This is a genomic window from Nocardia sp. NPDC006982 (assembly GCF_042869435.1).
In the GTDB taxonomy this organism is placed as follows: Bacteria; Actinomycetota; Actinomycetes; order Mycobacteriales; family Mycobacteriaceae; genus Nocardia.
Window position 1 is genome coordinate 189,770 of record NZ_JBIAFV010000005.1, and the last position, 24,809, is coordinate 214,578.

At 65.3% G+C, this 24,809-nt stretch carries 31 protein-coding genes and 1 tRNA gene; 5 read left to right on the plus strand and 27 right to left on the minus strand.

Annotated elements, in window-relative coordinates; all coding sequences use genetic code 11:
* Window positions 1–345: 345 nt before the first annotated feature.
* Entirely contained in the window at window positions 346–621 is a 276-nt protein-coding gene (locus ACFYOW_RS21475; RefSeq protein ID WP_387290442.1) for a helix-turn-helix domain-containing protein, read from the minus strand.
* A 1,669-nt stretch (window positions 622–2,290) separates the two neighbouring features.
* On the opposite strand from ACFYOW_RS21475, the gene ACFYOW_RS21480 reads away from it, so the two are divergent.
* A complete protein-coding gene (locus ACFYOW_RS21480; protein ID WP_387290444.1) occupies window positions 2,291–2,503 on the plus strand; it encodes a hypothetical protein in 213 nt (70 codons plus the stop codon).
* A 346-nt stretch (window positions 2,504–2,849) separates the two neighbouring features.
* Here the strand turns inward: ACFYOW_RS21480 and ACFYOW_RS21485 are convergent, their stop codons facing one another.
* The 19 genes from ACFYOW_RS21485 to ACFYOW_RS21575 are packed head-to-tail and all read right to left on the minus strand — an operon-like array spanning window position 2,850 to window position 15,523.
* A complete protein-coding gene (locus ACFYOW_RS21485) occupies window positions 2,850–3,800 on the minus strand; it encodes a hypothetical protein (protein ID WP_387290446.1) in 951 nt (316 codons plus the stop codon).
* 40 nt (window positions 3,801–3,840) lie between these two features.
* Window positions 3,841–4,848, minus strand: coding sequence for a toprim domain-containing protein (locus tag ACFYOW_RS21490; protein ID WP_387290448.1), 1,008 nt, complete (start codon window positions 4,846–4,848; stop codon window positions 3,841–3,843).
* A 2-nt stretch (window positions 4,849–4,850) separates the two neighbouring features.
* On the minus strand, window positions 4,851–5,237 hold the full coding sequence (locus ACFYOW_RS21495) for a hypothetical protein (RefSeq protein ID WP_387290450.1): 387 nt from the start codon (window positions 5,235–5,237) through the stop codon (window positions 4,851–4,853).
* Window positions 5,238–5,240: 3 nt separating this feature from the next.
* Window positions 5,241–5,600 carry a hypothetical protein gene (locus tag ACFYOW_RS21500; RefSeq protein ID WP_387290452.1) on the minus strand — a complete coding sequence of 120 codons (360 nt, stop codon included), beginning with the start codon at window positions 5,598–5,600 and terminating at the stop codon, window positions 5,241–5,243.
* The gene (locus ACFYOW_RS21505; protein ID WP_387290454.1) at window positions 5,597–5,953 is read right to left on the minus strand and encodes a hypothetical protein; all 357 of its coding nucleotides are present in this window, start codon (window positions 5,951–5,953) and stop codon (window positions 5,597–5,599) included. The genes ACFYOW_RS21500 and ACFYOW_RS21505 overlap by 4 nt, the downstream gene beginning before the upstream one ends.
* A gap of 1 nt (window position 5,954) precedes the next feature.
* Window positions 5,955–7,787, minus strand: coding sequence for a hypothetical protein (locus tag ACFYOW_RS21510; protein WP_387290456.1), 1,833 nt, complete (start codon window positions 7,785–7,787; stop codon window positions 5,955–5,957).
* 35 nt (window positions 7,788–7,822) lie between these two features.
* Window positions 7,823–8,194, minus strand: coding sequence for a hypothetical protein (locus ACFYOW_RS21515; protein WP_387290458.1), 372 nt, complete (start codon window positions 8,192–8,194; stop codon window positions 7,823–7,825).
* A 6-nt stretch (window positions 8,195–8,200) separates the two neighbouring features.
* On the minus strand, window positions 8,201–8,815 hold the full coding sequence (locus tag ACFYOW_RS21520) for a hypothetical protein (protein WP_387290460.1): 615 nt from the start codon (window positions 8,813–8,815) through the stop codon (window positions 8,201–8,203).
* 23 nt (window positions 8,816–8,838) lie between these two features.
* Window positions 8,839–9,462, minus strand: coding sequence for a hypothetical protein (locus ACFYOW_RS21525; RefSeq protein ID WP_387290462.1), 624 nt, complete (start codon window positions 9,460–9,462; stop codon window positions 8,839–8,841).
* 41 nt (window positions 9,463–9,503) lie between these two features.
* Complete coding sequence (locus ACFYOW_RS21530) at window positions 9,504–11,516, minus strand: hypothetical protein (RefSeq protein WP_387290464.1); 2,013 nt, start codon at window positions 11,514–11,516, stop codon at window positions 9,504–9,506.
* Window positions 11,513–12,598 (minus strand): hypothetical protein, encoded by a 1,086-nt coding sequence (locus tag ACFYOW_RS21535; protein ID WP_387290465.1) that lies wholly within the window; start codon window positions 12,596–12,598, stop codon window positions 11,513–11,515. Before ACFYOW_RS21535 ends, ACFYOW_RS21530 begins: the two co-directional genes overlap by 4 nt.
* The gene (locus ACFYOW_RS21540) at window positions 12,595–13,473 is read right to left on the minus strand and encodes a hypothetical protein (RefSeq protein WP_387290467.1); all 879 of its coding nucleotides are present in this window, start codon (window positions 13,471–13,473) and stop codon (window positions 12,595–12,597) included. The genes ACFYOW_RS21535 and ACFYOW_RS21540 overlap by 4 nt, the downstream gene beginning before the upstream one ends.
* 56 nt (window positions 13,474–13,529) lie before the next feature.
* Window positions 13,530–13,925: an RRQRL motif-containing zinc-binding protein gene (locus ACFYOW_RS21545; RefSeq protein WP_387290470.1), complete on the minus strand. Its 396-nt coding sequence runs from the start codon at window positions 13,923–13,925 to the stop codon at window positions 13,530–13,532.
* Complete coding sequence (locus tag ACFYOW_RS21550) at window positions 13,922–14,200, minus strand: hypothetical protein (RefSeq protein ID WP_387290472.1); 279 nt, start codon at window positions 14,198–14,200, stop codon at window positions 13,922–13,924. The genes ACFYOW_RS21545 and ACFYOW_RS21550 overlap by 4 nt, the downstream gene beginning before the upstream one ends.
* Entirely contained in the window at window positions 14,193–14,528 is a 336-nt protein-coding gene (locus ACFYOW_RS21555; protein WP_387290474.1) for a hypothetical protein, read from the minus strand. Before ACFYOW_RS21555 ends, ACFYOW_RS21550 begins: the two co-directional genes overlap by 8 nt.
* On the minus strand, window positions 14,525–14,890 hold the full coding sequence (locus ACFYOW_RS21560) for a hypothetical protein (RefSeq protein WP_387290475.1): 366 nt from the start codon (window positions 14,888–14,890) through the stop codon (window positions 14,525–14,527). The genes ACFYOW_RS21555 and ACFYOW_RS21560 overlap by 4 nt, the downstream gene beginning before the upstream one ends.
* Window positions 14,887–15,036: a hypothetical protein gene (locus ACFYOW_RS21565; protein WP_387290477.1), complete on the minus strand. Its 150-nt coding sequence runs from the start codon at window positions 15,034–15,036 to the stop codon at window positions 14,887–14,889. Before ACFYOW_RS21565 ends, ACFYOW_RS21560 begins: the two co-directional genes overlap by 4 nt.
* Window positions 15,036–15,314, minus strand: coding sequence for a hypothetical protein (locus ACFYOW_RS21570; protein ID WP_387290479.1), 279 nt, complete (start codon window positions 15,312–15,314; stop codon window positions 15,036–15,038). Before ACFYOW_RS21570 ends, ACFYOW_RS21565 begins: the two co-directional genes overlap by 1 nt.
* The gene (locus tag ACFYOW_RS21575) at window positions 15,311–15,523 is read right to left on the minus strand and encodes a helix-turn-helix domain-containing protein (protein WP_387290480.1); all 213 of its coding nucleotides are present in this window, start codon (window positions 15,521–15,523) and stop codon (window positions 15,311–15,313) included. Before ACFYOW_RS21575 ends, ACFYOW_RS21570 begins: the two co-directional genes overlap by 4 nt.
* 149 nt (window positions 15,524–15,672) lie before the next feature.
* On the opposite strand from ACFYOW_RS21575, the gene ACFYOW_RS21580 reads away from it, so the two are divergent.
* Together ACFYOW_RS21580 and ACFYOW_RS21585 are read left to right on the plus strand one after the other, a co-directional pair.
* Window positions 15,673–16,413, plus strand: a complete 741-nt coding sequence (locus ACFYOW_RS21580; RefSeq protein ID WP_387290482.1) for a helix-turn-helix domain-containing protein — start codon at window positions 15,673–15,675, stop codon at window positions 16,411–16,413.
* Window positions 16,414–16,418: 5 nt separating this feature from the next.
* Complete coding sequence (locus ACFYOW_RS21585) at window positions 16,419–16,889, plus strand: NUDIX hydrolase (RefSeq protein ID WP_387290484.1); 471 nt, start codon at window positions 16,419–16,421, stop codon at window positions 16,887–16,889.
* Window positions 16,890–16,909: 20 nt separating this feature from the next.
* Here ACFYOW_RS21585 and ACFYOW_RS21590 read toward each other — a convergent pair whose 3' ends face one another.
* From ACFYOW_RS21590 to ACFYOW_RS21600, 3 genes are all read right to left on the minus strand, one after another.
* Window positions 16,910–17,440, minus strand: a complete 531-nt coding sequence (locus ACFYOW_RS21590) for an HD domain-containing protein (RefSeq protein WP_387290486.1) — start codon at window positions 17,438–17,440, stop codon at window positions 16,910–16,912.
* A 65-nt stretch (window positions 17,441–17,505) separates the two neighbouring features.
* Complete coding sequence (locus ACFYOW_RS21595; protein WP_387290488.1) at window positions 17,506–18,438, minus strand: tyrosine-type recombinase/integrase; 933 nt, start codon at window positions 18,436–18,438, stop codon at window positions 17,506–17,508.
* A 99-nt stretch (window positions 18,439–18,537) separates the two neighbouring features.
* Window positions 18,538–18,611, minus strand: a tRNA-Ile gene (locus tag ACFYOW_RS21600).
* 148 nt (window positions 18,612–18,759) lie between these two features.
* On the opposite strand from ACFYOW_RS21600, the gene ACFYOW_RS21605 reads away from it, so the two are divergent.
* Window positions 18,760–19,191, plus strand: a complete 432-nt coding sequence (locus tag ACFYOW_RS21605) for a nitroreductase family deazaflavin-dependent oxidoreductase (protein ID WP_387290490.1) — start codon at window positions 18,760–18,762, stop codon at window positions 19,189–19,191.
* A gap of 14 nt (window positions 19,192–19,205) precedes the next feature.
* Here ACFYOW_RS21605 and ACFYOW_RS21610 read toward each other — a convergent pair whose 3' ends face one another.
* Together ACFYOW_RS21610 and ACFYOW_RS21615 are read right to left on the minus strand one after the other, a co-directional pair.
* Window positions 19,206–19,343: a hypothetical protein gene (locus ACFYOW_RS21610; RefSeq protein ID WP_387290492.1), complete on the minus strand. Its 138-nt coding sequence runs from the start codon at window positions 19,341–19,343 to the stop codon at window positions 19,206–19,208.
* A gap of 66 nt (window positions 19,344–19,409) precedes the next feature.
* Window positions 19,410–20,408 (minus strand): zinc-binding dehydrogenase, encoded by a 999-nt coding sequence (locus ACFYOW_RS21615; RefSeq protein WP_387290494.1) that lies wholly within the window; start codon window positions 20,406–20,408, stop codon window positions 19,410–19,412.
* 999 nt (window positions 20,409–21,407) lie between these two features.
* Here ACFYOW_RS21615 and ACFYOW_RS21620 point away from each other — a divergent pair.
* On the plus strand, window positions 21,408–21,923 hold the full coding sequence (locus tag ACFYOW_RS21620) for a hypothetical protein (protein WP_387290496.1): 516 nt from the start codon (window positions 21,408–21,410) through the stop codon (window positions 21,921–21,923).
* On the opposite strand, the gene ACFYOW_RS21625 is transcribed toward ACFYOW_RS21620, so the two are convergent.
* Together ACFYOW_RS21625 and ACFYOW_RS21630 are read right to left on the minus strand one after the other, a co-directional pair.
* Complete coding sequence (locus ACFYOW_RS21625; RefSeq protein ID WP_387290498.1) at window positions 21,916–23,688, minus strand: SDR family oxidoreductase; 1,773 nt, start codon at window positions 23,686–23,688, stop codon at window positions 21,916–21,918. The two genes, ACFYOW_RS21620 and ACFYOW_RS21625, sit on opposite strands and share 8 nt — an antisense overlap.
* Before the next feature lie 25 nt (window positions 23,689–23,713).
* Window positions 23,714–24,805: a PDR/VanB family oxidoreductase gene (locus tag ACFYOW_RS21630; RefSeq protein ID WP_387290500.1), complete on the minus strand. Its 1,092-nt coding sequence runs from the start codon at window positions 24,803–24,805 to the stop codon at window positions 23,714–23,716.
* Between the last annotated feature and the right edge of the window lie 4 nt (window positions 24,806–24,809).

The window sequence follows — 24,809 nt, forward strand, 5'->3', positions numbered from 1 at the left end:
GCGTTCTGGGACAGGTCGGACGCGCATGGCGGCGGCAGGGTGTCGGCATTTCCCTAGATGCCACGTCCGGCGGTTGCCGGGTCGGCTGCGGGGTGGAGGTATCACCATCAGTGATGTCGACCAGGTGCATCGTCCCCAGCGAGCACATCGTCACCCATTTGGAGGCCACAGCACCTGCACTGGCTCGACCATGTGCGCCTCCCCGGTAAAGGGACAGGACAGATCAGTAGTGAGAGCGTTCCCAGTTCCCGTTGATCGTAGGGCGACAGCGTGCCGTCGTGGTCCCGATTCGAGGTCACAAATAGATAGCTGTTAGATTGCCACTAGTGGGGCGCTACGATCGCCTCACCCGTCCTTTTTCGCGCCTGTGCGGTATAGGGTCGCGGACCTCAGGTAGCTGTAGACGGTTTCGCGGCTGATCCCGAATTCCTTGGCCAGCATGGACTTCGGTTCGCCAGCAGCAGCGCGCGACCGGAGTGCATCGGCTTGTTCGGTGGTAAGGGCGGGTTTGCGTCCGGTGTAAGCGCCGCGGTAGCGAACGGTTGCTGGCATACCCCACATAGGATCGGCCCGGCGTCGATGGTGCGCTGCGCCGCGCGGACTCGCCGCACCGGATCGCATCCACAGGTCAAGGCCCGACCATTGCGCGGTGCACGCTGATCGTCCTCGCCGCCTTCGTCGCCGGTCTCGCCGTCGCCTGGCGGGCCCGCCAGCGCGCCACCGTGTTCGGACCGGCGGTAGGCGACCAGCACGCTGTCCAACGTGTCGATCTGCTGCCGGTACTGCTCTGCGATCTCGTCCGGGACGGCAGTCTCCGACCAGCCGCGGTTCGCCTGTCGGGCGACGGTGAGACCGAATTCATTAGCGATCCCACGGTATTTCGCGTTGTGGTAGGCACCGCCGCGGCTGGTGTCCTGGATCCCGCGAGTGCGGGCGACGCCGTGCGCGGCTTCGTGCAGCAGGGTGCCGATAACATCGCGGGCGCCGAGCGCGAATCCTTCACCGCCGACGAACAATTCCGGCATCCACTCCTGGCCGTGCAGCCAGCGATCCGGCCCGAAGTGACCGAGCCGCACCCCGCGCGGGGAGCCGATCGAACCGGCCGCCATCGCGACCACCACATCCGGTACGTCCGGATGCCGGTCCCGAATTGTCGCCCATGTCGATTCGATTGCGGTCACTATCGACCCGGCGAAAGTACTCATCGAAAGACCTCCCCGCCTTGATGTTTATGCATCAGTTCTACCGCGAAAAGCCTTGTATCCCAATGATTTTGATGCATATACGTCAATCATTTGATGCCTAGGAATCAAATGATTCGTAAGCATCAACCTCCGCGAATTGTCTTGACGACTAGGCATCAAACTGACCAAAGGGCGACTCCCCTGTTGTGGTCCCACCTCGACGCACGAAGCTCCCGCGGGCCGCGCTCGCAATCGGCCACATGCTGTAACTCGCGTGCTCGAAACCGCCACTCGCGCACCTGACTTGATCTGGCGCACTGAGCGCGCCCTGGCGCGCGAACACGCCACCGGAGGTGGCGCTGCTCTAAACGCAAGTTCCGCACCTGACGCAACCACGCTCCCAAGCCCCCTTTTGTGGTCCCTCTTCTTGTGGTCTTCTCTTCTCCTCCCTTCTGGACCTTCCCTGCTTTGTGTTTGGTGTTGTTTCCTGCCCTGCCCGGCTGACACTCTCTATGAACAGCGAAGCCATAGAGAGTGTTGGCCGGGCAGGGCAGGAGACGGCACCAAACACCCACGTCAGAACGTAGTTCTGACGTGGGGTCCGGGATTTGTCCGGGACTTGAAAATCCCGGACATGTCCCGGATAGATCCCGGACATGTCCCGGACAAATCCCGGACGGATTCCACACTCGGACAACGAGATAGACCCCGCGGGACCGGTGCCCGGCGGGCCTATCTGTTCAGATAGTTGCTCGGTTGTCCGCTGCAGAAATTCGCAGCTGGAGCGGTCAAACCTCGCTGTAGGTGTGACCCCGAACCAGTCCAATGCTCTCGCTGGTCGGGCGCACGAGTGAGGCGTCGACTCTCTCGGCGGGTGATCGGGGTGCAGCGGGGTCCGGCTGGGCCATTATGATTGGATCCCGATCGGCCAGTGTTGGACCGGGGCAACCCGATTCGGCCGATCTCCTTGCTTCAGCGACTCACGCAACGGGTCGCACGGCACTGTTCGACCAGCAGGTGCGACGGCTGGGCCCCCTCCGAGCGATTCGGGGTGGACTCGAGCCGTCGCACCTGCGGCGGAACAACCGAAGAAGAGAGGAGGGCGTGTGAGCACTGCGCCCGAACCCAACACACCGCCAAACCCTCGCTGGAAGAAACTCCAGCGCTCGCTCGAATCACTGACGTGGGTTCGTGCAGGGGCGAACGCCTACTGGCTGATACAGCATGTGGCTGATAATGCCACCGCTGCCTCGGCAATCAAGGCGATCGCCGAGGCAGCGGCACAGGCACTAGCAGCGATCAGAGGTCTCGACAACTGAGATCGCTCCGCTAGCGGCGGCCCGGGGAGCTCGCAGAGCTCCCCGGGATCGTCCGCGGACGTCTTGCGACTTCCGCTCACTTGCCGAATTCTATCATCCTGACATTCCAGAATTTCCTCCGCACTTCCTCCGCACTTCCTCCGCACTTCCTGGTCAAACCACCTGGTCAGCGCCCATTTTCAGTAAGTTGAGAGACTAGAGAGGCGCATCTCACCGGAACTTCAGGGGAATCGAAAAGGAAGTCTTTAGGCAGTCAATCGGCACGTGAGCGGAAGCCGTGCCGACGGCGTATGAGCTTGGTCGGCACGGTTCCGGGATCATCCAGTAGGCTGTATCGCCGTGAATCTCAACGGTTCCCGCCTGCTGCATCTGGATCGGCGTATTCCAGTGCCGCGGAGAGGGTGCGCGTGACCGACGACGAGCTGAGCTCAACCTGTTCGGCAATGCGTGCGTGAGACCAGTTCTGCTCGTGACGCAGGCGCAGGATCTCAGCAACCTTAGCGGGGTCGCGCCGCCCGGATGGGTCGGTGCTGCACACCATCTCGGCCACCATCGCCCATCGGTCAGTGCGCAGCGGCTGATCGGCGTCGTCGGTGCGCACGGGTGCCTCGATCTCAATCTGCTGCGCACTGTCGAGCTGTGGTGCACCGTGCTGGGCGGTCAGTTCGTTGGTGGCCGACCCGGTTTCGGTGTGAACTTCACGCACCGAGACGGTGCGTACCAATTCGGGCGTATGCACCGGTTCCGGGGCGCTGCGCACGGCTGGTGCGTGGTGGTGCTCACCGAGGATCATGTGAGCCAGCGCTGCTCCCATGCCGAGTACCACAACGGGAAGGCAGGCCACCAGCACCGTGACCGGCCACGGCGCCACGGTCACGCCGGCGGCTTGCATGAGGTGGTAGGCGACCTGCCCGACGGCACCGAGGGTGAGACTGCCGAACGCTGACCACTTCGCGTAGCTGCGGGTTCGTCCTGAACGGATCCGCCCGGACAGCCACACCGACAGCGCGTAGGAGGCGTATGCCTCCATCCCAATCGGCAACGTAATCGCGGTATTGATCTCGAAGTCATCGGCGATACCGGGCAGCGGGTGCACCGGCCCGAATCCGGTCAGCTCACCGAGGCCGACCCAGCCGGACCAGATCGCCACGAATGCGGGCAGGGCCAACAACAGCACCGGCCACGCCCGCACCGGGCGTCTCGGTGCCTGCGCACCGGTCTGTGCCTTATCCGGTGCGCTGCGGTGCGCAGCGTCGTTGCTGCGCACCGTGTCCGCACCGGTCACGTTCTCGGTCATGATTCGTGGTCTTCCTTTCCAATGTGATCGGTGCGTTGGATCAGCGGCTTCGGGTTCGTGCCCCTGTCGCGGGTTCGCGAAATCGCTGCCGTTGTGGTCGATCCAGGTACGGAACCGGATCGAGTTCCTCAAGGTGGTAGCCGGCGGCGAAATGGTCGGAGAGGTCTTTGCCGTCGCGGGCCTGCACGACCCGCACCTCTCCGACGCGGTCCGCCAGGGTGTCGGCGACCTTGGCGGCGTGCAGGTAGCCGGGGCGGTCGCGGTCGGCGACCACGATCACCCGCCCCGCCCCGCGCAGCCATTTGGCGTGTTCGGGTGTCCAGGATCCGGCCCCCATGGCGTTGCAGGTCGCGATCATCCCGACCCGGTTCGCCGCCTGGACGTCCTTCTCGCCCTCACACACATAGATCTCGCGGCCGGTGTCGAGAGCTTCCCGGATATCGGCCAGCTTCCACGGGATCGGCGCGAAACCGCCCTTCTCCCATTCGGTTCCGGTCCACCTGGCTTGCCAGAACGATTTCGCGTAGCCGTGCTCATGCGGAGTCTGCAGCCGGAACACCGCGCCCTCGATGCGATCGGTGTGCCACCGGTAGACGTAGGTGTCAACGTTCTCCGCAGGCCCGATCTGCGCCCCCAGATCCGGTTTGTTCAGGACCGGGAACCGGGCGGCCGCGATCGCCCGCTCCACCGGAGTCACCGGCCGCCCCTCAGCGACCGCGTACCGCTGACCGTGAATACCATTGCTGCGCTGCTGGTTCAGGTCACGTTCGGGCAGCCGATCCCACAGATCACGCACCCGCAACCCGATCCGGTCCAAAACCTCCTCGTCGTCACAGCGAGCCCAGCACCGCACCATGGTCTTGCCTTCTCGCGGGTCATAGCGCACACCCAGTGACGGGTTGTGGTGCTGCCCGTCGCCCTCATGCACCGGGCACAGGTAGTTCGTCCATTGCACCGGGGATCGCGGATACGGAGCTGGACCGACCCGGCGGGTCAACGCGTCGGTGACGACTTGGTATGAATGCCCTTGCGGCTGTTGTGGTTCCATCCTCAGCGCCCCCGCTGGATCTGTCGGCGCACACGTGCGCGTTCGATCGCGCGGGCCTGCTCGATCTCCCAGGCCTGCACGAGGCTGCGCCGCTCGACATCGGAGACGTTGGCGGATGCCTCGGCCGGCGAGGTATCGGTCGCAGCCAGCTTGCGTTGCATCGCTTTGGGCTTGAGCTGCCAGTCATCGCACGCATAGCGCAGGTAGACCCACTGTTCGCGGTGCGGGCCATCCATCCACCGATCATCGATATCGGCGTATTGATTGATCCGCTGCTGGAACTCAACCTCGCTACACCGTCCGGCGCGGTAGTCCCGGAACGCCTCCGCGTTGATCCGCTCAGCGTCGGCGAAGTCCGCGCGCATGGCGTCTTCGTGTTCGCGTTCCATGGTTCACCGCCCCCGCTCGATGCCGGGACGGGTGGTGTCGGCAGCGGCCAAGACACGGCCCTGTTCGATGCTGCGGCGCTGTACCGCGTCCAATTTCCCGCCCGGGGTGTGGACAGATTCGACCAGTGCGCGCCGCATCATATTGGGATCGGATTCCCATTGGGCGCGAGCGTGTTTGAGGAATCCCCACTGCTCCCGGTGCGGGCCGTGGTGCCAACCGTGATCGATCGCGGCGCCGTCGGTGTAGAGGCGGTGGATATCAGCCTGAGTCGCCTCCGGCCGATACGCCATGCCGGTGAGTCGATCCAGTTCGGTGAACGCCTCACGCATCGCTTCCTCGTGCTCGATGTGCATCGCGCTCACCGCCCTCGTTCGATCCGCGACCGTGTCCGCGGGCGGTCTTGCGCGGTGAGGTCGCGGGCCTGTTCCTGGCTGCGGTACTGGATATCGGTGAGCCCGTATCCGCCGTTGTGGTCGATGTTGTCCAGGAACCGGCGCATGGTGTCCGGTGCTCGCCGCCAGTCCTCGCGGGCGTCTTCGAGGTAGTTCCAGTGCTCGGCGTGCGGACCGGACTCCCACCGATCGGCCACAACCTGCTGTTGCATGTCGAGGAGCTGGATCTCGGCCTCACTGTTCGAGGCCTGGTACATCTGCCGTCCCAGCTCGACATAGGTGGTGAAGTCGGCGCGCATGGCTTCTTCGTGTTCGCGTTCCATCTCAACGACTCCTTTCGATCCCGTTGCGGCGCTGGCCATTACGCTCGGCACGCTGGTTGTCGACGTCGATTGGCCGCCACGGTTGGGTGTCGTCGAGTCGTTCGGCAGGCTTGGTCCGTTCGGCGCTGTGGTTGTCCTCGGCGTCGATCACCACGTGGTGCTGTTCCTCGCCGCGCTGTTGGGTTTGCTCGGCCCGATCTGCTGTGCGTCCGTTTCGTTGGGTCCACAAGGTCTGGGCGAGTTTCTGGACGGCTTCGTCGCGTTCACGCTTGTAGCGGTCGCGGTCGGCGGCGACCTGATCGACCTTCGGGCGGTCGCGCAGTTCACCGATCTCGTTGGCGAGGCGGATGTTGCGGTTCTTCAACTCCTCGATGCGGCCCTCGGCGCCGGCCAGATTGCGCTTGAACTCGTCGCGGTCGGCAGTGACCGCGTCCAAACCGCGCTGCAGGACACCGACACGGTTCTCCAACCGGTCACGATCGGCGGCCATGTCTTTCAACTGGCGCTCGATCTGAGCGAACCGATCCGGATCCACCGACGTGGCCGACTGCTGCTCGGCCGTACGGGTTTTCGGCTGCTCAGTAGCCTGTCCACGCTGGGGATGCTGGCGCTGTTCACGCAGGCCACGAACTTCGTCGGTAACCATCCCGAGCGGCCCGTCCACGACCTGCGCGTCGTGTACTCGGCCCTGTTCGCGGATAGTGACCGAGAAGTCTTGTCCGGCGCGACTGCTGGTATCGCGGTAAGTGTCGAGCTGATGCAACGTCCAGTCGTATGCCTGCTCACGAGTGTCGAACGTGCGCAACTGCGTACGGTCCTGCGGCGGGACCTTGGCGTACTCAGCGTCGTCGAGGTGCAGCACATCGGAGGGACCGACGTTGACCACGAACGGTTTCCCCAGCTGCTGGGGTGGACGCTCGGCGGCTGGATGCAGCTGTTCGGCTTGCGCGTCGGCGACGGTGCGCAGGTGATCGGCGAGGGTGTCAGCGTCGGCGAAGATCCCGGCGTCGGGCGTTTGCCGGTAAGCACCGTCAGCGGTGCGGATGATGCCCAACGGGTGTTCGAGCTGCTCGGCGACCGCTTCCGGTGCGCCGTGGCGGTGATACACCTGCCGCCCAGCCGGATCCCGCAAACTCGCCTCGACCTGCTGACCATCGACCCACATCGAGTGGTCGATATCGCGGTACATCCACGCCAAACCCTCACGCGGACTACCGAACCCGCGAGCGTCCCGACCCGCGATCTGCCCATCCCGATCAGTCCAGGTCAACCGGGCCTCATACGACGGCTGCGACTGCTGCTGATCGAATCGTGGGCTGTCGGCCTGTTCCCGGACAGTGCGGGCGACCTGCGCGCGGTAGCGCAACGCCTCGATACCGCGCACCTTGTGCGCCTTGGCGAACAACCGGCCCGGCTCGAACCGCGGGAAGATCGTGGCCGCGTCCAGACCATCCAGCGCGATACCCTGTTCGACCTTCGTCAACCGCGCGTTGGCGACGATGCGCGCCCGCAGGTCGTCGGCATGCCGCACCAAGGCTTGGGAATCACGGTAGCGGCGCTGGTGATCCACACTCGGATCGGCGCCGCGATCGGCAACCGCCAGGGAGTGCGCGCGGTAGCGGTCGATCATCTGCTGGGTCCACACCAGCTGCTTCTCACGGCCGGCATGCTCGCCGCGGCGCTGCTCGCGCAAGGTCAGGCTGATCTGCTTGCGGATCCGGCGACGGTCCAGCCAGTTCCCGGCCTGGGCGTGTAAACGCAGCATTTCCTTCATCGCGTACCCGAACTTGCGGGCCTCGGCGATCAACTCATCTTCGGGACTGCGGTCAGTCATGGTGTTGTATTCCTTTCAGCGGTAGGGGAATTCGGTTATCTGCTGCGGCGGCGGGTGCCGCGTCGCTGCTGTTCGAGCTGCTGGTTTCGGTGCTCGTCGGCCTGGTCGGTGAGCTTCAATCGGCTCGCGTTCTTGCGGGCCTCGTCGATCGCGGCTTCGACCCGGCACAGTCGCCGGTCTGCGTCGTCCAGTGCCGTCAGCACCGCGCCGTTGGCGTCGATTGGTTCGATCGGCTCACCGAGGTTGTCCACCGCCAGCGACTGCGGTGAATGGGCCAGATCGACATAGCGTTCGCTGACCCGGTTCAGCTGGTCGCGCATCTGGTTGATGTGGTCGTAGAACTCCGCCAAGTCCTGGTACAGCTCGGATGGGACCGGCAGGATCGGGTCGTTGGTGTCATCAGGCATCACCGATCACCCGCCGATCTCGTTGCCGACGCCCTCGACCGACGCAGCCGCGGTGGTGTCGTCCAGCTCGGGCGTGGGAAACGCGATATGCGGCCACGGCTGGCGGCGCGCGGTCTCGATCTGTTCGCGGGCGATGTCGAGGCGCAACCACTCCACGCGCGGCAACGTGGAACGCATCCGGTAGTCGTTGCGGCGGCGCCACTCCCCGAACAGTGCCGCGCAGTGCGCGTACCGCTCGGCGGGACCACAGCCGCTACGAAACTGCTGCTCCGCGTGGATGATTTCAGCGACCAGCTGCGGCAGGGTCAGCTCCTGCGCGGTGGCGACCATGCCGGGCGTGCTCAGCAGCTCCGGCGCGAATCCCGCGGCCACCGTGGCGGCTTGCTGCTCGCGTTCCTGCTCGTCCTGCTCACGCTGAGCGCGATAGAGCTGGTCCCGTTCGGCCTGCTCGGCGGCGATGCGGTCAAGTTCGGCGCGCTCGCCGGGAGTGAGTCGACGGCGGGCGAGGTAGTCCTCGATGTCGTCGAACGGGTCGAATTCGACCAGTGCGTACAAGGCGGCGAATACGCTCACGCCAGCACTGATGCCGATCGCGGCGGGACGAATGATGTTGCGGTTCATGATTACTGGGGTTCCTTTCGGGGTTACAGGGACGGCGGGACCGGTGCGGTGCGGTGGGTTTCGTGCCGGGTGCGGGCGACGTCGATGCGGCCGAGGACGGCGTGCACGAGTGCGGTGATGGTGGTGAACACGGCGGCGATCGCGTGGCCGATGCTGGTGGTGGCGGTGGCGAGGATCTGCGGGATCGATGGCCGCAGCGCGGCGTTCCACCACACGTAGGCCAGCCAGCTGGCGCCGTAGGCGGCCAGTGGTCCGGCCACTAGCAGCGGTTGCCCCCACGTCGCGAACGCGGTCGCGGTGACCACAAGGCAGGAGCCGCCCGCCGCACTGCCGACCATGCGCCGCCGCGCGACCCGCCCGGCCGCGGCAACCGCACCCGGGTCGGCGGGCTTGTCCCAATCGCTGTGCGTGACACCGGTATCGGTGGTGTCGGTCTTGACCAGCCGCAGCACCGGGCGTTCGGCCGGTTCAGGTTCACTGCTGCGGGCGGGCGGTGTGGGTGGGTTGTCGGCGGCGGCTACAGCTTTGGCGAGGTAGTCGGCGAACTCGTCGGCGATGATGTCGCCGATCGCCTTCGGGTCGACGGGTTCGCGGCCCTCGTCCGGGTTCTCATCGTCGTTGTGGTCGTTATCGCGGATGATGCGCATAATGTGTTGCTTTCCAATCGGTTTCGGGAAACAGGGATGCCTCAGGCGACGGCGGTGGCGCTGGAGGGGTTCGGGTTGTTTCCGGTGTTGTCGGCGGCGGCTTGGGCGGCCGGTGTGCCGGGCATGGGGGTGAGTTCGGTTGGGTTGACCTGCACGACGCGGCCCCATTGGGCGCGGCGGCCGCGGGCGTAGACGAATTCGCCGGTGTCCAACTGCCGCAGCACATCCGGGTCGACCAGCCACATCTCCCCGACCGAGACCTGGCCCTCATCGCCGTGGCGTTGGCCCTTGATCAGATGCCGTGACGGCAGCATTCCGCGCACGGATCCGAGGTGTTTACACAGGTCTCCGGCGTTCTCGTTGTAGCCGAGCAGCACACCACCCGCGCACGCCTTCAACAGCCGGTTCAGGCTCCACGCATCCCGCGCCAAACCCTCCTGAGACTGGGCGGCGAACAGCATCGCGACACATTGGGAGCGGCCTCGCTCGGCGGTGTCGATCAGGTTGATCGCGCCCCGGTCGGTGGTGGTCGCCGAGACTTCGTCGATGATCATCGTCACGCTGCGGCGCTGATCTTTGGCGGTGCGTCCGGCGCGTTGCATCACCATCCGCAGGATCGCGGCGACCTGGGCGCGGGCGGCGTCCTTGTCCAACCCGGGCACGGTCACATACAGCACGTCGATGTCGTCGAGGCTCTTGCCGCCGTCGAACACGAACTGCCCGTTGAAGTCCTGCAACAGGTCGAACAGGTTCGACGCTTTGATCAGGGCGTCGTCGATCTGGGGGACCTTCTCCTCCTGCAGCGCTTTGACCATGCGTTTGACATCCGGTGCTTGGCCCCAGATGTCGACGAGCACATCGGCGTCGAGTCGTTGCAGGAACTCCTGCGAGGACCGGGGTGGTCCGACCGGGGCGTCGATGACCAAAGACACGATGCGGCGGCGCATTTCGTCGAAGTGCTGGCCTTCGCTGGTGGTGGCTTCTCCCGCGTTGAGCATGTCGGCGAAGGCGGCGCGTTGGTCGCGGGCGGACTGGTCGAACAGGTTGAGTCGGTCCCCACCGGGCATCACATTCGCGATCCGCGCGGGCTCGATGCCTTTGCGGACCGCGTAGTCACGGATCTCGATACCGAGGTCGCGGTCGTCTTGGCCGCCCTTGCAGGAGATCACCGCGATCAGCGGGCGCGGGTGCTTGGCCCGCATCGCGGGCACGTCCTTCCACTGCACAAACGCCCGCCACTCGTAGTCGAGCATCCCCACGAAATAGCGTTTGATCAGCTCGGTCTTGCCGGAGCCGGTCGTCCCCACACACGCGATGTGGCGTTTGGCCTGCTTGTGCGGCACCACCATCCACGTCTGATGCCGCGTGGTCAGCTCCCGCCACAACCCGGCCGGTTTCGCGGTGGTGCGATCCGCCAGCGGGCCGAGCACGATGCCATCGGCCAGGCTGTAGGGGGCACCGAGTTTCGCGGCCTGGGCGGCGCGAGCGAACTTACGGGCGTTCATCGCGTCCTTGACCCGCTCAGTACGACCCAGGGACTTCAACCCGACAGTGTTGGTCTTGTGCACGAACTTCGCCCACACATACGTCGCGGTCACCGCCGCGAACGGCACCCCCAACGCGAGCATCATCGGCAACCCCGACCAGTCACCCTCGGCGACCCGGGACGCCCCTGACCACAAGAGGGAGGCTGGGGTGGTCCACGAACCACCCGCCAACGCCGAACATGCTGGCAGCAGCAGGGATCCGATCGCGAAGTTGCGCAACCGGTGCGGCGCCAACGGCCACCGTGCGGCGACGGCCACGATCATCACCAGCATCGCGACCACCACCACCCCGCACACCGTCGCGGTCCCCGCGACATGCGTGAGGGCGCTCAGGTCGGGCAAGTCGATACCGTCGAGCTGCTTGATCGGCGGCTTGACCGGGTGCACCTCGATCGCCGGCGGCGGATCCTGAACGATGCTCGGCGGTGCGGTCGGTGCCGGCGCGGCGGTGGTGAGGGGGTTGCAGTCGGTGGGGGTGAGGATGGGTTGGCAGTTCTGGTTGGTCATGACGCTTTACCTGTCTGGGTGAGATGAATGAGGGTGCGGCGGCGCCGGTTCGAGCTGCGCGCTTTGGCGGCGTCGCGCATCTGGCCGTAGCGGGTGAGGTATTTCGACCAGTCGCGGTCGAAGTCGCGGATCACCAAATCCAGTGCGAGATCACCGAATTCGGCCTCCGGTAACCGCTGCGAGGCGGCGGTGACGTTGTCGAGCACCGCCGAGGTGCGGCACAGATACAGCACCCCGACCATCACCTCGTCGGTGCTGTCACGCGCGGCGCGGATCGCGCCCTTGAGCGCGATATCCATGTACTCGGGGTCCTTCTTGGACAACTCGACTTCGACCGCCCACCAGCCGTGACGGCCCTTGACCACACCGAGGAACCGCCCGTCATGCACGTGTGGATGCCCCAGGATCGGCTCCCGCCCGGTCGAGACCGGGACCTCGCGGCGTGTCCCCTTCACGGCCGCGGTCTTGCCGATGCGGTGGCGCAACCGGCGCTCGGAAACCCACAGCTGCGGGTCGGAACCGACCAGCATGATCCGCGCCTGCGCGACCGCGCGGTAATGCTCGGCCAACCCCAACGGCGGATGCCAATCAGCCGGACGCCACCCCAGGTAGCGGGCCGCGGTCAACCGCGTCGGGACAACCCAGCGTTCCCCGGCCTGCACGTGATCGAGCTCGTGGATCTTGCCGTCCTCGTGCAGCCGTTTCGCCAGGCTGTAGACGTGGTTGCGTTCCATCCCGAGAAACCAGCCCAAAACATCCAGCTGCATCCCATGCATATCCGAAACACCCGCCAGCACAGCGGTTTTCACCGCAGTCGATTGTGAACGGCCCGGGCCGAGGATCTCGTGGGTGGTGCTGCGTGGCAGCCCGATGGCACGGCTGATCTGGTCAAGGCTGCGTCCGCCGCGCCGCAACACCGCGATCTCCCCGAGCACGGCTTCGACCTGGCGGGCCGACACCCCCAACGTCCGCGCGATCTCTCGATACGACAGACCGCTGGTGCGCAGGCCGCCGATGATCTGGTCCCGGTACATCAACTCCAGCTCGACGTAGCGGCCGGACTTGCTGCTGTGGTGGTTCATCGGGTTCGCTCCCTTCGCTGTGCAGAGGCACGGCTGCTGTGGCGGCGTGCGGCGATCGTTTGCCGCGCCTGCACCACCAGCGCCCCCATGGCCTCGATCTCCGCCGAAACCGGTTGACTCGGCTGCGTTTTCGTGAGGGCGCGGTCACGCTCGACGGTGCGGGTGGTGGTGTGCAGGCGCTCGGCGATCTGTTCGCTCGACAGTCCGCGCTCGGTGAGATCGGTGACCTGTTCGCGGCGCTCACGCGTCGCTGACCCTTGTGTCCACCGGGCTCGCTGCGGGGTGCCGTGCGGGTCGTCCAACGCGGCCTCGTCCCACTCGAACGGCAACGCCCACCCGTTACGGCGGCCCCGCGCTCGGGCCCGCTCGGACGGACCCGGAATCATCTGCAGCCGGTCGAACAGGTCTTTCACGGCGCGTTCGCGCTCCGCGGTGATGGACTGCCCTCGGTTCTCGCCGTGGGCGCGACCGACCAGGTTCTCCATGGCGCCGCTGTTGGAGCGCATGCCCAGCTCCCGGGCCAGCTGATTGCGCGGGTAGCCGAACGCGATCAACGCCTGGATCCGCCGCTGCGCCCCATGGCTGGGGACCAACGCGTTGTCCGCGACAATGTCGGCCGCACGTTCGGGCACCGGGACGGCCAGAATCGCGGCCGCGGCCTCAGCATCCATCCGGGCCTCGCCGTCACGAGCTGCCCGCCACGCCGTCATGTAGTCGACCCCGGCCAGTTGGGCCAGCTGAGTCAGCCGCACCCCCGCCGCCGTGACCCGGCCAATATGGCCGCGGACCTCAGCGGCGGGCACGATCTCGCGGGGATCCCAACGCCCATAGGCGATCTGCCGGTTGCGGCTGTTGCGATAGCAGCGCCGGCACATGCCACGCGCGTAATGAGCCCCGCCGCACCCACAGGCCGCGGCCGCTGGTTCCCGGGTCATCGTGCACGCTCGATTCCCCGGCCCGGCCGCTGGCTGCGGCGGGCGGTGATATCGGCGCGGGCCTGGGTGATCACCTCACGCATGTCCGTGGCGTCGATCCCGCGACGCTCACACGCCCGCACCGACCGCTCCATGCGTGCCAGCTCCAACGCCTCCAACTGGGAAGGAGTCGGAACCCGTTTCGGCACAGCCGTTTCCGCGTCGTACAGGAACGCCTTCAACGGCCCCCGTGAACCACCCCGAGCACGCAACACCTGCGCCTCGTAGTCCGCGCCCGGCCGCAGCCCTTCCCGCGCCAGCTGCCGATGCGTGCGCAGATGCTGTGGCGCGAACCCCCACGGCCACGTCGGGATGCCGAACTTCTCCCCTTCGGGATCGTGGAATCGGCTCATCGCGACCGCTCGATCCGCCGCGAACCTGTTCGAGTACGCTGCTGGGCGATATCCCGTTCCAGCGCCGCACGCCAGCTGCGCCGTGCCTCGCTGGTCTCGCGCTTGACCACGTCCCGAACACCTTTGAGGTAATCGAGCTTGGCGCGCTCACCCGTCGTCTGGGCGAAGTCGTTGCGCTCCATCGACGCCCACGCGGCCTGCGACATGTCGAACAACACCTCATCGGCCATCGACAGCCGCTCGAACCGTGCCCGCGCATCGTCCAGATCACTCACCCCCGCTCACCTCCCCCGAGGGGACGCAGCTGCCCGGCTTCTCCGGTGCCACACCGGAATTCACCGAACGGCAGATGTTCTGTGACGGCGGATAGTGATGTCCGGTGTCCTTCAACGCCGCACACGCACCGACCGCGACCAGCAGCAACACACCAACCGCCACCAACCGCAGCACCGGAGGCAACAACCCCAACGGCGCGTACACCGCACCGACACCGGTGAATTCAGGCCCCGCCATCGAATGCAACGCCGTATGCCCACGGCCACGGTCGAAATGAGTGACCGTGTACCCCTGCGACACCGGACCCGGCTGCCACGACGCGCTCACCGCGACCGCCCCCGATCAACGCGCGGTCGGTCGGCCTGCTCAAGCTCAGGTTGTGGATACTCGCGGACCTTCTCCGCCAGCTCGTGCGCCGAATGAAGCCAGTACTTCACAGTGTCGGCCATGTCATGGGCAGCCCTGCCGAGGTGCTGCACCGTGTACTTGACGTTGACGCTGCCGTACTCCTTGCACGACCACGGCTTGTCGTCTGGCCCCGGCTTGTTGAACAAGTCGGCGTACGGCTCCAACGCCCTGTAGCGGGCCTGCAACGCAGTCGTCCGCAGCCGCAACAACTCCTGCTCACGCGCGATCGCGTCCAACTCGTCCAACAACTCCAGCGGATGAAACGACTCGTTCACACTCATCGCCGCACCCCCCACCGACGCGACGCTCCCCAGAACGCGAACGCACCCAGCAGCATCACCGTGAAACCGACAACCGCGGGATGCGTCAGAACCAAGTAGCCGATCGACACCGCCGCAACCGCGAAACCGAATGTGCGGGCACGCATTACGAACCACCGCCTTCGTGGCGGCTCTTGCCACCGCGGCGCCGACGAGCCTGAGCCGACTTCAACGCCAGCCGGGTGTAATGGGCCTTCCGCGCCTGCGCCGCTCGGTAAGCCCGCTCTTCAGGACTGAGCAGCCCATCGGGATCAACGAGGCGATCGAACTTGGTCAGCAGAGCATCACGGGCCTTCGCCGTCCGGGCGGCTCGATCCGACGTCTTTGCCCAGGACTCGTGCGCGGCGATTCGCGCCTGCAACGCCCTCTCGACCGGGGTGCTCATGCCGCACCGCCATCCACGAACATCGTGGTCGGCTGAATCAGCGCCAGCAGCTCGTCACGTTCCACTCGCAGGAGGCGACCATTCACGCGGAACCCGCTGAGGTCACCGGCCGCGATCCAGTTCCGGATCGTCTTGGTATCAACGTCGACAAGTGCTGCCGCAGTCTTGAGGCTGATCAGATTCCGAGCCTCGGTGGAAGTCCTCTCCATCGGGTGTCCGCTCCTTCGAAAGTGGGAAATTCCTTGCAGTTCCCCACTTTTCGTGGAATTGGCAGGCAGAAGCACCGCATAGGTGGACTTGTCCAGACGTCTCAGGTACCGTAAAGAAGTCCCTAGAAGTCCCTTCGATTGGAGGAGACATGGCGAACGAACGCCTTCGCAGTGCGATGCAGCAGGCTGGGCTGGACATTCCGGATGTCGCGGACAAGACCGGCGTAGAGCCCAAGACCGTTGAGCGCTGGATCACGAAGGCGCGCACGCCCTATCCGCGGCATAGGCACGCAGTCGCGGCCCTCCTCGGAGAAACCGAGAACTACTTGTGGCCGGACGCCCTTGCACCGGAACGGAAGATCGAGGTCGCCCAGTCAGAGGTGCTGACGATCTTCCCCCACCGGAGTGCAATTCCAAGTGACTTGTGGAAGCGACTGCTGTCCAGCACAACCGAACAACTCGATGTCCTGGTTCTCGCGGGCCTGTTTCTCGCCGAGGAGCCTGAATTCGCACGGACGCTACGCTCGAAGACTCGCGACGGACTGAAAGTACGGCTGCTGTTCGGTCGACCTTCAGCAGCAGAGGCCGACAAACGTAGCGCCGAGGAACGCTTGGCGGTGGGCACTGTCCCCTCTCGCATCAACAACGCGCTCGCGCTTATCGAGCCGCTGGCCGCGATCGACGGCGTTGAGCTGCGGTACCACGACACGACGCTGTACAACTCAGTATTCCGATTCGACAACGAGATGATCGTCAACATGCACGTATACGGACTTCCGGGTGCGCATGCCCCAGCCCTTCATCTTCGACAATTGCCTGCAGGCGACATGTTCGAGACATACATGACCAGCTTCGAGCATGTGTGGTCGAACGCGACCTCCGAAAGGTGATCTTCATGAGTCGGACCGACTATTTTCACGACCCCAACGCCCCCACCCCTAACAGCGTAAAAGTAGCCGTGAGTGCCGTTGTGCGTGATTCACAGGGTCGAATCCTGATGATTCACCGCACCGACAACGATCGCTATTCGATCCCTGGCGGTGGCTTGGAGGCTGGCGAGACAATCACGCAGGCTCTAGTGCGAGAGGTCAAAGAAGAGACCGGAATCGATGTCCGAGTGACAGACCTTATCGGCATATTCTCGAATCCGGAGCACGTCATCGCATATGACGACGGAGAGGTGCGCCAAGAGTTCTCGATCTGCTTTCACGCCGATCCTATCGGCGGTGACCTCCGTACGAGCTCGGAGTCGAAGGAAGTCAGATGGGTTGCGCCGAACGATATTTCGTCACTGAACGTACATCCCTCAATTGCACTTCGCATAGAACGAGGTCTAAGTCCCGCAACAGGAACGTATTTCACGTAACAGCTAGATTCACGGCCTCATCAACCGCGTAGTAGCTTCTCGGTGCGCTCGGCTGCCTCGATCAGTTCGGGTGCGGCCTCCACCAACGACTTGGATACAACATGGTCTGGGCCGTACCGCTCACGAACCTCGGCAACGCGACTGCGCACGTCCGTAGTCGCTCCGGTTGGGGTCGTCGTCATATCCGCCCACCATAGGGCGTCACGTAGGGCTGTCTGCTCGTCCGGCCAGTCGATCTCGATGTCGCGGTTTCGCGCTTCTACCCGCGCGCATGAATGATTGGCGACGAGAGCACACAGCCGCGATGAAGCACCCCGCTGCCACAGAAACTCGGCTCCGTCGACGGGATGGAACCCGGTTCGGCAGATCGTCGGCGCGTAACCGATGTCATGCAGCCACGCCGCGGCAAGCAGCAGATCGGAGTCGTCCACAATGCCCGCGGCCCGCTGGGCATGCTGCGCAACTCCCTGCACATGCTGCCACCGTCGCGTCAGACCGATGAGGTGATCCTGCGCAAGCTGTGCCGCCCAGGCGACGAGATCGTCGGACATACCGCCAACGGTAACGCCTGACCGACAGGCTCGAAGCGCGCCGCCGGATGTTCCAGCCGATGCACCTACAGCCTGTCCCCAAGACGCGCTCGGCGGTGGGCTGCTTTTGCGCGTTCGTCGGCAACGGACTTGCCGTACCGATCGAGCATCTGCCTCGAGCGCCATCCGGCCAGCATCATAAGGTCCTGCTCCTGGCCGCCGTTGGCGAGCCAGTTGTGGGCGAACCAGTGGCGCAGCATGTGGGGGTGGATGTGGTCGATGCCCGCGGCCTGGGCGCGGCGTTCCAGCATCTGCCGTATGCCGTGGTCGGTCATTGGCCCTTGCCGACCGAGCCACAGCCGGTCGCTCTTCTTCGCGAACGGATGTTGGTTGCGGGCGCGCAGGTACCGGCGCAGCGCGATCCGCGTCTTGTCGCCGAACGGTGACGATCGTGGCCGGCCGCCCTTGCCGACGACCAGCGCGCTGTCTTCCTCGAAGTCGAGATCGTCCAGACCCAGGTTGGCGACCTCGCCACAACGACACCCTGTATCCGCGAACAGGCGGATGATCGCGTTGTCCCGCCGCGAATCGAAGTCGGTTCCGGCGCACTGGTCGAGCAGGGCGCGCAGGGATTCGAGACTCGGTACCGGCACGAGCTTGTCCGGAGCGTCCGGCAGACTCAGCTTGTCGAACGGGTTGGACTCGATGATCTCCTCGGCCGCAAGGTATTTGAAGAACTGCTGAAGGCTCCGATACTGGCTGCGCGCGTACTGCGGGGACAATGGCTCACCGGTGCGGCGGTTCGTCCTTGACAGCAGGGTCTCGATGTACCCGCCGATGTGGTCACGGGTGATCTCGGGCGCGTCCGTCGGCAGCGCTTCGGAGATCAGGTAATCGGCGAAGTAGCCGATGTGGACCATGTAGACGTCGATCGTTTTCTTGGCGCGGTTCTTCCGCCGAAGCTCGGTCGCGAAGTCGTCGCGCAACTCGCGGATGTCGTCCAGCGAAACGGTCCCCATGCCGCCCGATGCTACCGCAATAATCTATTCGTGGAAGAGCGCTGTTCTAGATCGAAACCTCTCCAGAAAAACAAAAACCCGCTGGTCAGCGGGTGCTTGTGGGGCGGGCGGGGCTCGAACCCGCGACCAATGGATTATGAGTCCACGGCTCTAACCGACTGAGCTACCGCCCCGTGTGCGGTGGATACCGACAGCGTTGGGGATGGTACCGGGTGGGGTGGGGCTGGCACCAGTCGGATGGGGGCGGCGTGGTGACGGTGGGTGGCGTGTGGGGGTGGATAGGGTGGGGGTGTAACCCGGGAACTGGCTGGAGGGTGGGCTGTGGCGAGTTTGTTTGCGAATGTGCTGAAGGTGCATCAGTGGGTTTATGAGAAGAGTGGCGGGGTGGTGGGGCATCGGGTGCTGTTCGGGAATCCGACGTTGTTGTTGCGGACGGTGGGGCGCAAGACGGGGCAGGCGCGGACGTCGGCGCTGACTTATGGGCGGGATGGGGCGGATTATTTGGTGACCGCGTCGAATGGTGGGTCGCCGCGGCCACCGGGGTGGTTGGCGAATGTGAAGGCGAAGCCGGAGTGTGAGATTCAGGTCGGGCGGCGCAAGGTAGCGGTGATCGCGCGGGCGACGCTGCCCGACGATCCGGATTATGCGCGGCGCTGGGCGATTGTCGACAAGGTCAATCAGGGGCGCTACAGCGAGTACCAGAAGATGACCAAGCGGCCGATCGCGGTGGTGGTGCTGACTCCGGTCGGCTGAGTTCAGTCGGTCTTTCAGGCATCGTAGTCGTCGTCGACATCACCACGGTCCCAAGCGGACTCACTCCGGGGCGGGCGGCTGGCCCACTGCACGATGAGAGCGACGAGACCGAGCACGATGAGGACGACGACAACGACAATCAGCGTTTCCACCCGGGGCACCCTAATGCCCAAAAAAGGTACCCGCAGGTACCGAGACAAGTTGTCCCGGAAGGCCGTTCAGACCGTAAGAAGTGTGCGTCCGACGGCGGTTCGCGATTCTATTGCCACATGTGCGCGATCGGCTTGTTCGAGCGGAAAGGACTGGCCGATAATGACTTCCAGCCGTCCGGCCGCCGCTTCGGCGAGCGAACGTCCGGTCAACGCGAGCCAATCGATATCGCCTTTTCCGGTCAGATCGAACAGCCCGAGCACGTCGATTCCACGCGCCGCCACGGCTTCTCGATCGAAGTCGGCGAATTGTCCTGCGGCAGCGCCATATCCGATGAAGCGACCGCCATCGGCTGCGGCTTCTATCGCGCCCGCACCCAATTCGCCGCCCGCACCGTCCAATACAACGTTCGCACCGGCTCCACCGGTCGCGGCGCGGGCCTTCGCAGACCAATCGGACTCGGAGTAGTCGATGACCGCGTTCGCGCCGAGTCGTGCCGCGAGGTCCAGTTTGGCGCTACCACGGGCCGCGGCAACGACATTGGCTCCGGCCGCGCGGGCGAGCTGAATCAGCAGGGTGCCCAATCCCCCACCTGCCGCGGTGATGAGAACCCACTCACCGGGTTGGATCGCGGCTCGGTCGAAGATGGCGAGCGCGGTCTTACCGTCGTGGGCGAGCGCTACCGCCGCCGTCAGGCTCAACCCTTCAGGCACGGCGACAAGAGTTTCGACCTTGGCGAGCGCTTGCTCCGCATAGCCGCCGATCGGCTGACCGCCCCCGATGCCGCTCGCGGCGGTATCGGTGACAACGCGCTTGCCGACCCAGCTCGGGTCGACCTCCGGACCGACCGAAGTAACCACCCCGGCGACCGCGCCACCCGGCACATACGGCGGTTCGAGCTGGAAAAACTCGGTGCCCCAACCACTTCGGAGCTGGACATCAAGGAACATGACATCAGCGGCCGCTACATCGACGACCACCTGTCCCGGTCCGGCGACCGGCTCGGGCACTTCACGCACCGAAAGAACCTCGGGCCCACCGAATTCCGCAGCGTGTACAGCGCGCATGACAACCTCCATCAATTCCTGACTCGATCCGACATGGACCAGCCTGGAACCTTAAGCAGAGTTGAGGTCAAGTCGAGCGCACCAATTACGCTGAGCGCGCAATTGCGCCCGGACGGGAATCGAACTCACCCACGCCGCCAACACATCCGCAGACCAAGCCGGCGGCTCCGACAACAGGGGACCTCGCCTGTTGCGGCACTCCCGCCGCCACTGTTACTGCCGCCGTCCCGCAACTAGCTCGCATCTCCGGTCGACCGCACGGCCGTCAGGAACCTCCTCCACCGCAGCTACCACCACCACAGCCGCTGCCGCCGCTACTGCTACCCCCACCGCAACTACCCCCACTCCCCGAGTCATTGCCGCCCGCATCACCGGCATCCCAGGACGAAGAACTGGGCCCCCCGATCCACCCGAACCCGCGCCGCGGCGTCCGACTCGGCAAGTTGGTCACCAGCAGCACGAACCCGGCGATCCCGCACATGATGAGGACCGTGATCAGGAAGACCAGCAGCAGGGCGAGCATTCAGGACCCACCACCGCCGCAGCTGCTCCCGCCGCCACCGCAACTACTCCCGCCACCGCCGCAGCTACTGCTACTCCCGCCACCACAGCTACTACCCCCACCACAGCTGCTGCCGCTGCCACCATCGTGACCATGCCCGTGCCCGTGATCATGTCCGTGACCGTGGCCATGCCCATAACCCCCACCACTGCCCGGATCGAAACCCATCCCCGAATCGAACCCGGCGGCCCCGTAAGCCCACGGCGAGTCACCGGAGCCCCCATACCCCCTCTGCCCGTGCTGCACTCCCCGGTTGGTCGCCCGGGTGATCAGAAATACGACCAGTGCCGTGATGCCACCACCGACCAAGAGGATGATCAGCAGCAGTACAACGAAGAAAACCGCCATTCCGAAATGGTATAGGCCCACTCCCCGACACTGAACCCACGAAAAGCAACGGCTCGCCGAACAATCACCCATTCGCCGTAGAGTGAATCGTGGCCTTCTTACGACACCGTACCCAGCGCCGAATCGACCTGAGCGATGTCGGCCGGGTGGTGGCCGCACTCGAATTTCCCGACGCGGTTTTCAAAACCAGCCCGTGGCAGCCGCGGGAACTGGTGGAAACCGGGCTGCGGCAGTGGCTGCGCTGCTGTGGTGCGGCCATGCGCGACGGTCAGGTCATCGGTATGCCGTCCCATGCGGTCGACGAGGCCTGGCACGGATTCATTCTGTGCACGGAGATGTATGCCGCATTCTGCACCGCGGCATACGGCCGTTTCCTCCACCACTTCCCGGAAGGCGTTGCGACGAAGGGTATTTCACACGGGTCCATGGGTGAACAACTCGGCCGCACCGTCGTCGCGTGGTCGATGGTCGCAAAGCCGGGCGAGACGTGCGTGCTCTGGGATCTCGACAGCAAGGTGGGCGTCGAGCACCCATGGGGTATCGGTGCCGAGCGAGTTGCGGCCATCGAGGCCGAACTCGCAGGCACACCTCAGACGCTCAGGTGAGCTTCACCCGTGCGGCGAAGAACCGCACCACCGCCGGGGCGAACTTGTTGAACTGGTACTGCAACCGCGCCTCCGGGGTGACCGGCACGATACTGCGATCCCGTTCGACCGCCCGCACGATCTGCGCCGCCACCTTATCCGGACCGTAGCGCCGCGCCTGGTACAGCTTGTCGTACCGCTCCTGCTTGCGCTGCTCTTCCTCCGCGCTGACACCCGAAAATCTGGTGGTGGCAACGATATTGGTGTGCACGATGCCGGGGCAGATGGTGTGCACGGAGATGCCGCGCCCGGCCAGTTCCGCGCGCAGGCAGTCGGAGAACATGAATACCGCCGACTTACTGGTTGAGTATGCGCTGAACCCTTGCTGCGGACTGTAGGCCGCCATGCTGGACAGGTTGACGATGTGTCCGCCGAGTCCGCGCTCGGCCATCGCCGAACCGAAAGCACGGCAGCCGTTGACCACGCCGCCGAGATTGATCCGCATGACCCGATCGAACTCCGCCGATGGCGTATCGAAGAACCCACCGGCCTGCCCGATTCCGGCATTGTTGATCAGAATGTCGGGCACGCCGTGCGCGGCGAGCACCTCCACCGCGTGCAGGTGCACCGCTTCCTCATCGGAGACATCGAGCTGATAGGCATGCGCCACACCGCCTTCGGCGGCAATCAGCTTTCGCGTCTCCTTGGCCGCGTCCAGATTGATGTCCGACAGCACGACTTCCGCACCCAGGCGCGCGAACGCCAGGCCGGTCTCGCGACCGATGCCGCTGCCGCCGCCGGTGATCACCACGAGCTGATCCTCGAATGGCTCTCGACTGCGCCCGATTTCAGCGCGACGCAGGCCGCGCGGCGCCACACCGCTATTCACCGCATCGATGAGCTCGGTGGTCGCGGTCGCGAGCAATTCGGGATGGGAGAACGGCATCCAATGCCCGGCGGGCACATCGCGGCGCCACAGCCGCGAAACCCATTTGTGCCCATCGTCATATCCCGCCGGTCGCACCGCGACATCGCGACCGGCGACGATCAACTGCACCGGTACCTCGGTGCGGCGCTCTCGCGGCGCGAGCATTCGCGGCAGGATATTGGCACGGTAGATGAGCAGACCTTCCACGGCGTCACGACGGAACGTGGGGCCGAGCACGATATTCGACGGCGCGGTGTCGTTCATGATCGAAACGATGCGCTGCCAACGCTTTTCGTGCGCGACGACCCGGAACACCTGATTTAGCCCCGGTGTCATCGAGAAGATCGTGTATCCAGACGACAGCGCCTGGGTGAGTGGCTGCCACAGATTGCGCGGCGTCGGCCGGGACAGCCTGGCGCGCACCCACTTCGCGAGATGGTCCAGATTCGGCCCGGAAACCGAGGTGAACGACGCGACCCGGGCCGCGGCCTGCGGTTCGCACACCGCCTCCCACACCTGCACCGAACCCCAGTCGTGCGCGAGGACGTGCACCGGTCGATCCGGGCTGACCGCGTTGGCGACGGCGAAGAAATCACCGGCCAGCGCATCCAGGCGGAAGTCTCGGGCGCGCCGGGTGCGGGTGGACTCCCCGTGGCCGCGGGTATCGTAAGTGACGACGTGGAAGCGGTCGGTCAGCAGTGGCACCACCGCATGCCAGAGATGGTGGGTGTCCGGCCAACCATGCACCAGCACAATGGTTTCCGCGCTCGGATCGCCGTATTCGAAGACGGCGATATCGAATTCGCCGCTGCGCACGGTCCGCCGCGTCGCGGCCGAGTCCAGGTCGGTCGTCGTCATTGACGTATCTCCTCGAGGTTCCTACTCACAGGTCCAAAACCAATCGCCCACCCCGCGCACGCGAGACGCAGACGAGCATCTCCCCCGCCTCGTGCTCGGCCGCGGTGAGCACGCTCTCGCGATGCTCCGGTTCACCGGAGAGCACCCGCACCTTGCAAGTCCGGCAGAAGCCCTGGCGACACGAGTACGGCCGATCCGGGCGGCTCCGCAGAATCGTCGCCAGCGCCGACTCATCCGCAGGCACCTCGACAACTTCACCGGTGGAGGCGAATTCGATCTCGAATGCGACACCGTCGACGATCGGCGGCGGCGAGAATCGCTCGGAATGCAGTTCGACGCCGGGCATTTCGCGCACGGCGTCCGCGACGGCGCTCGTCATCGGGACCGGGCCGCAGCAATACACCGCGGTGTCGGGGGTGACCCCAGCGAGTAGCGTTGCGGCATCGGGCAATCCGTGTTCGTCATCGGCGCGCACGGTGACCCGATCCCCGAATCCGGCGATCTCGTCGAGAAACGGAATCGTGTCGCGATTGCGCCCGGTGTACACCATCGACCAGTCGATCCCCAGCCGCATCGCCAGCCGCGCCATCGGCAGAATCGGGGTGATCCCGATCCCGCCCGCGATGAAATGTAAACGGGTGGCGGGTGATCCGTGACCGGGTACCGCGAACGGGAACGCATTGCGCGGACCACGAACCACAACGCGCGATCCGACCGGCAGTTCGTCGTGCACCTCCACCGAACCGCCGCCGCCATCGGGAATGCGGCGCACCGCAATCCGATATGCCCGGGTATCGGCCGGATCACCGCACAGCGAGTACTGCCGCAACCGACCCGAAGGCAACTCCAGATCGAGGTGCGCACCCGGTCGCCACGGCGGAAGTTCGCGCGCGTCCGGCGATTCCAGCCGCAGGCTCACCACATCCTGGTCGTGCGCCTCGATGCGTCGACCGGTCACCACCAGCGACAGCCGGTGATCATCGGCGCGCGGTGACAGATCCCGGCGGTTGATGATCGTGGTCCACCGCAGCCGCGCCGAGGCGACCGCGTCGAGCACCCGCACCGCCCGATCCTGCTCGCGCTTACCGAATAGATCGGCCGGCCGCTGCTCCGGCATCGGC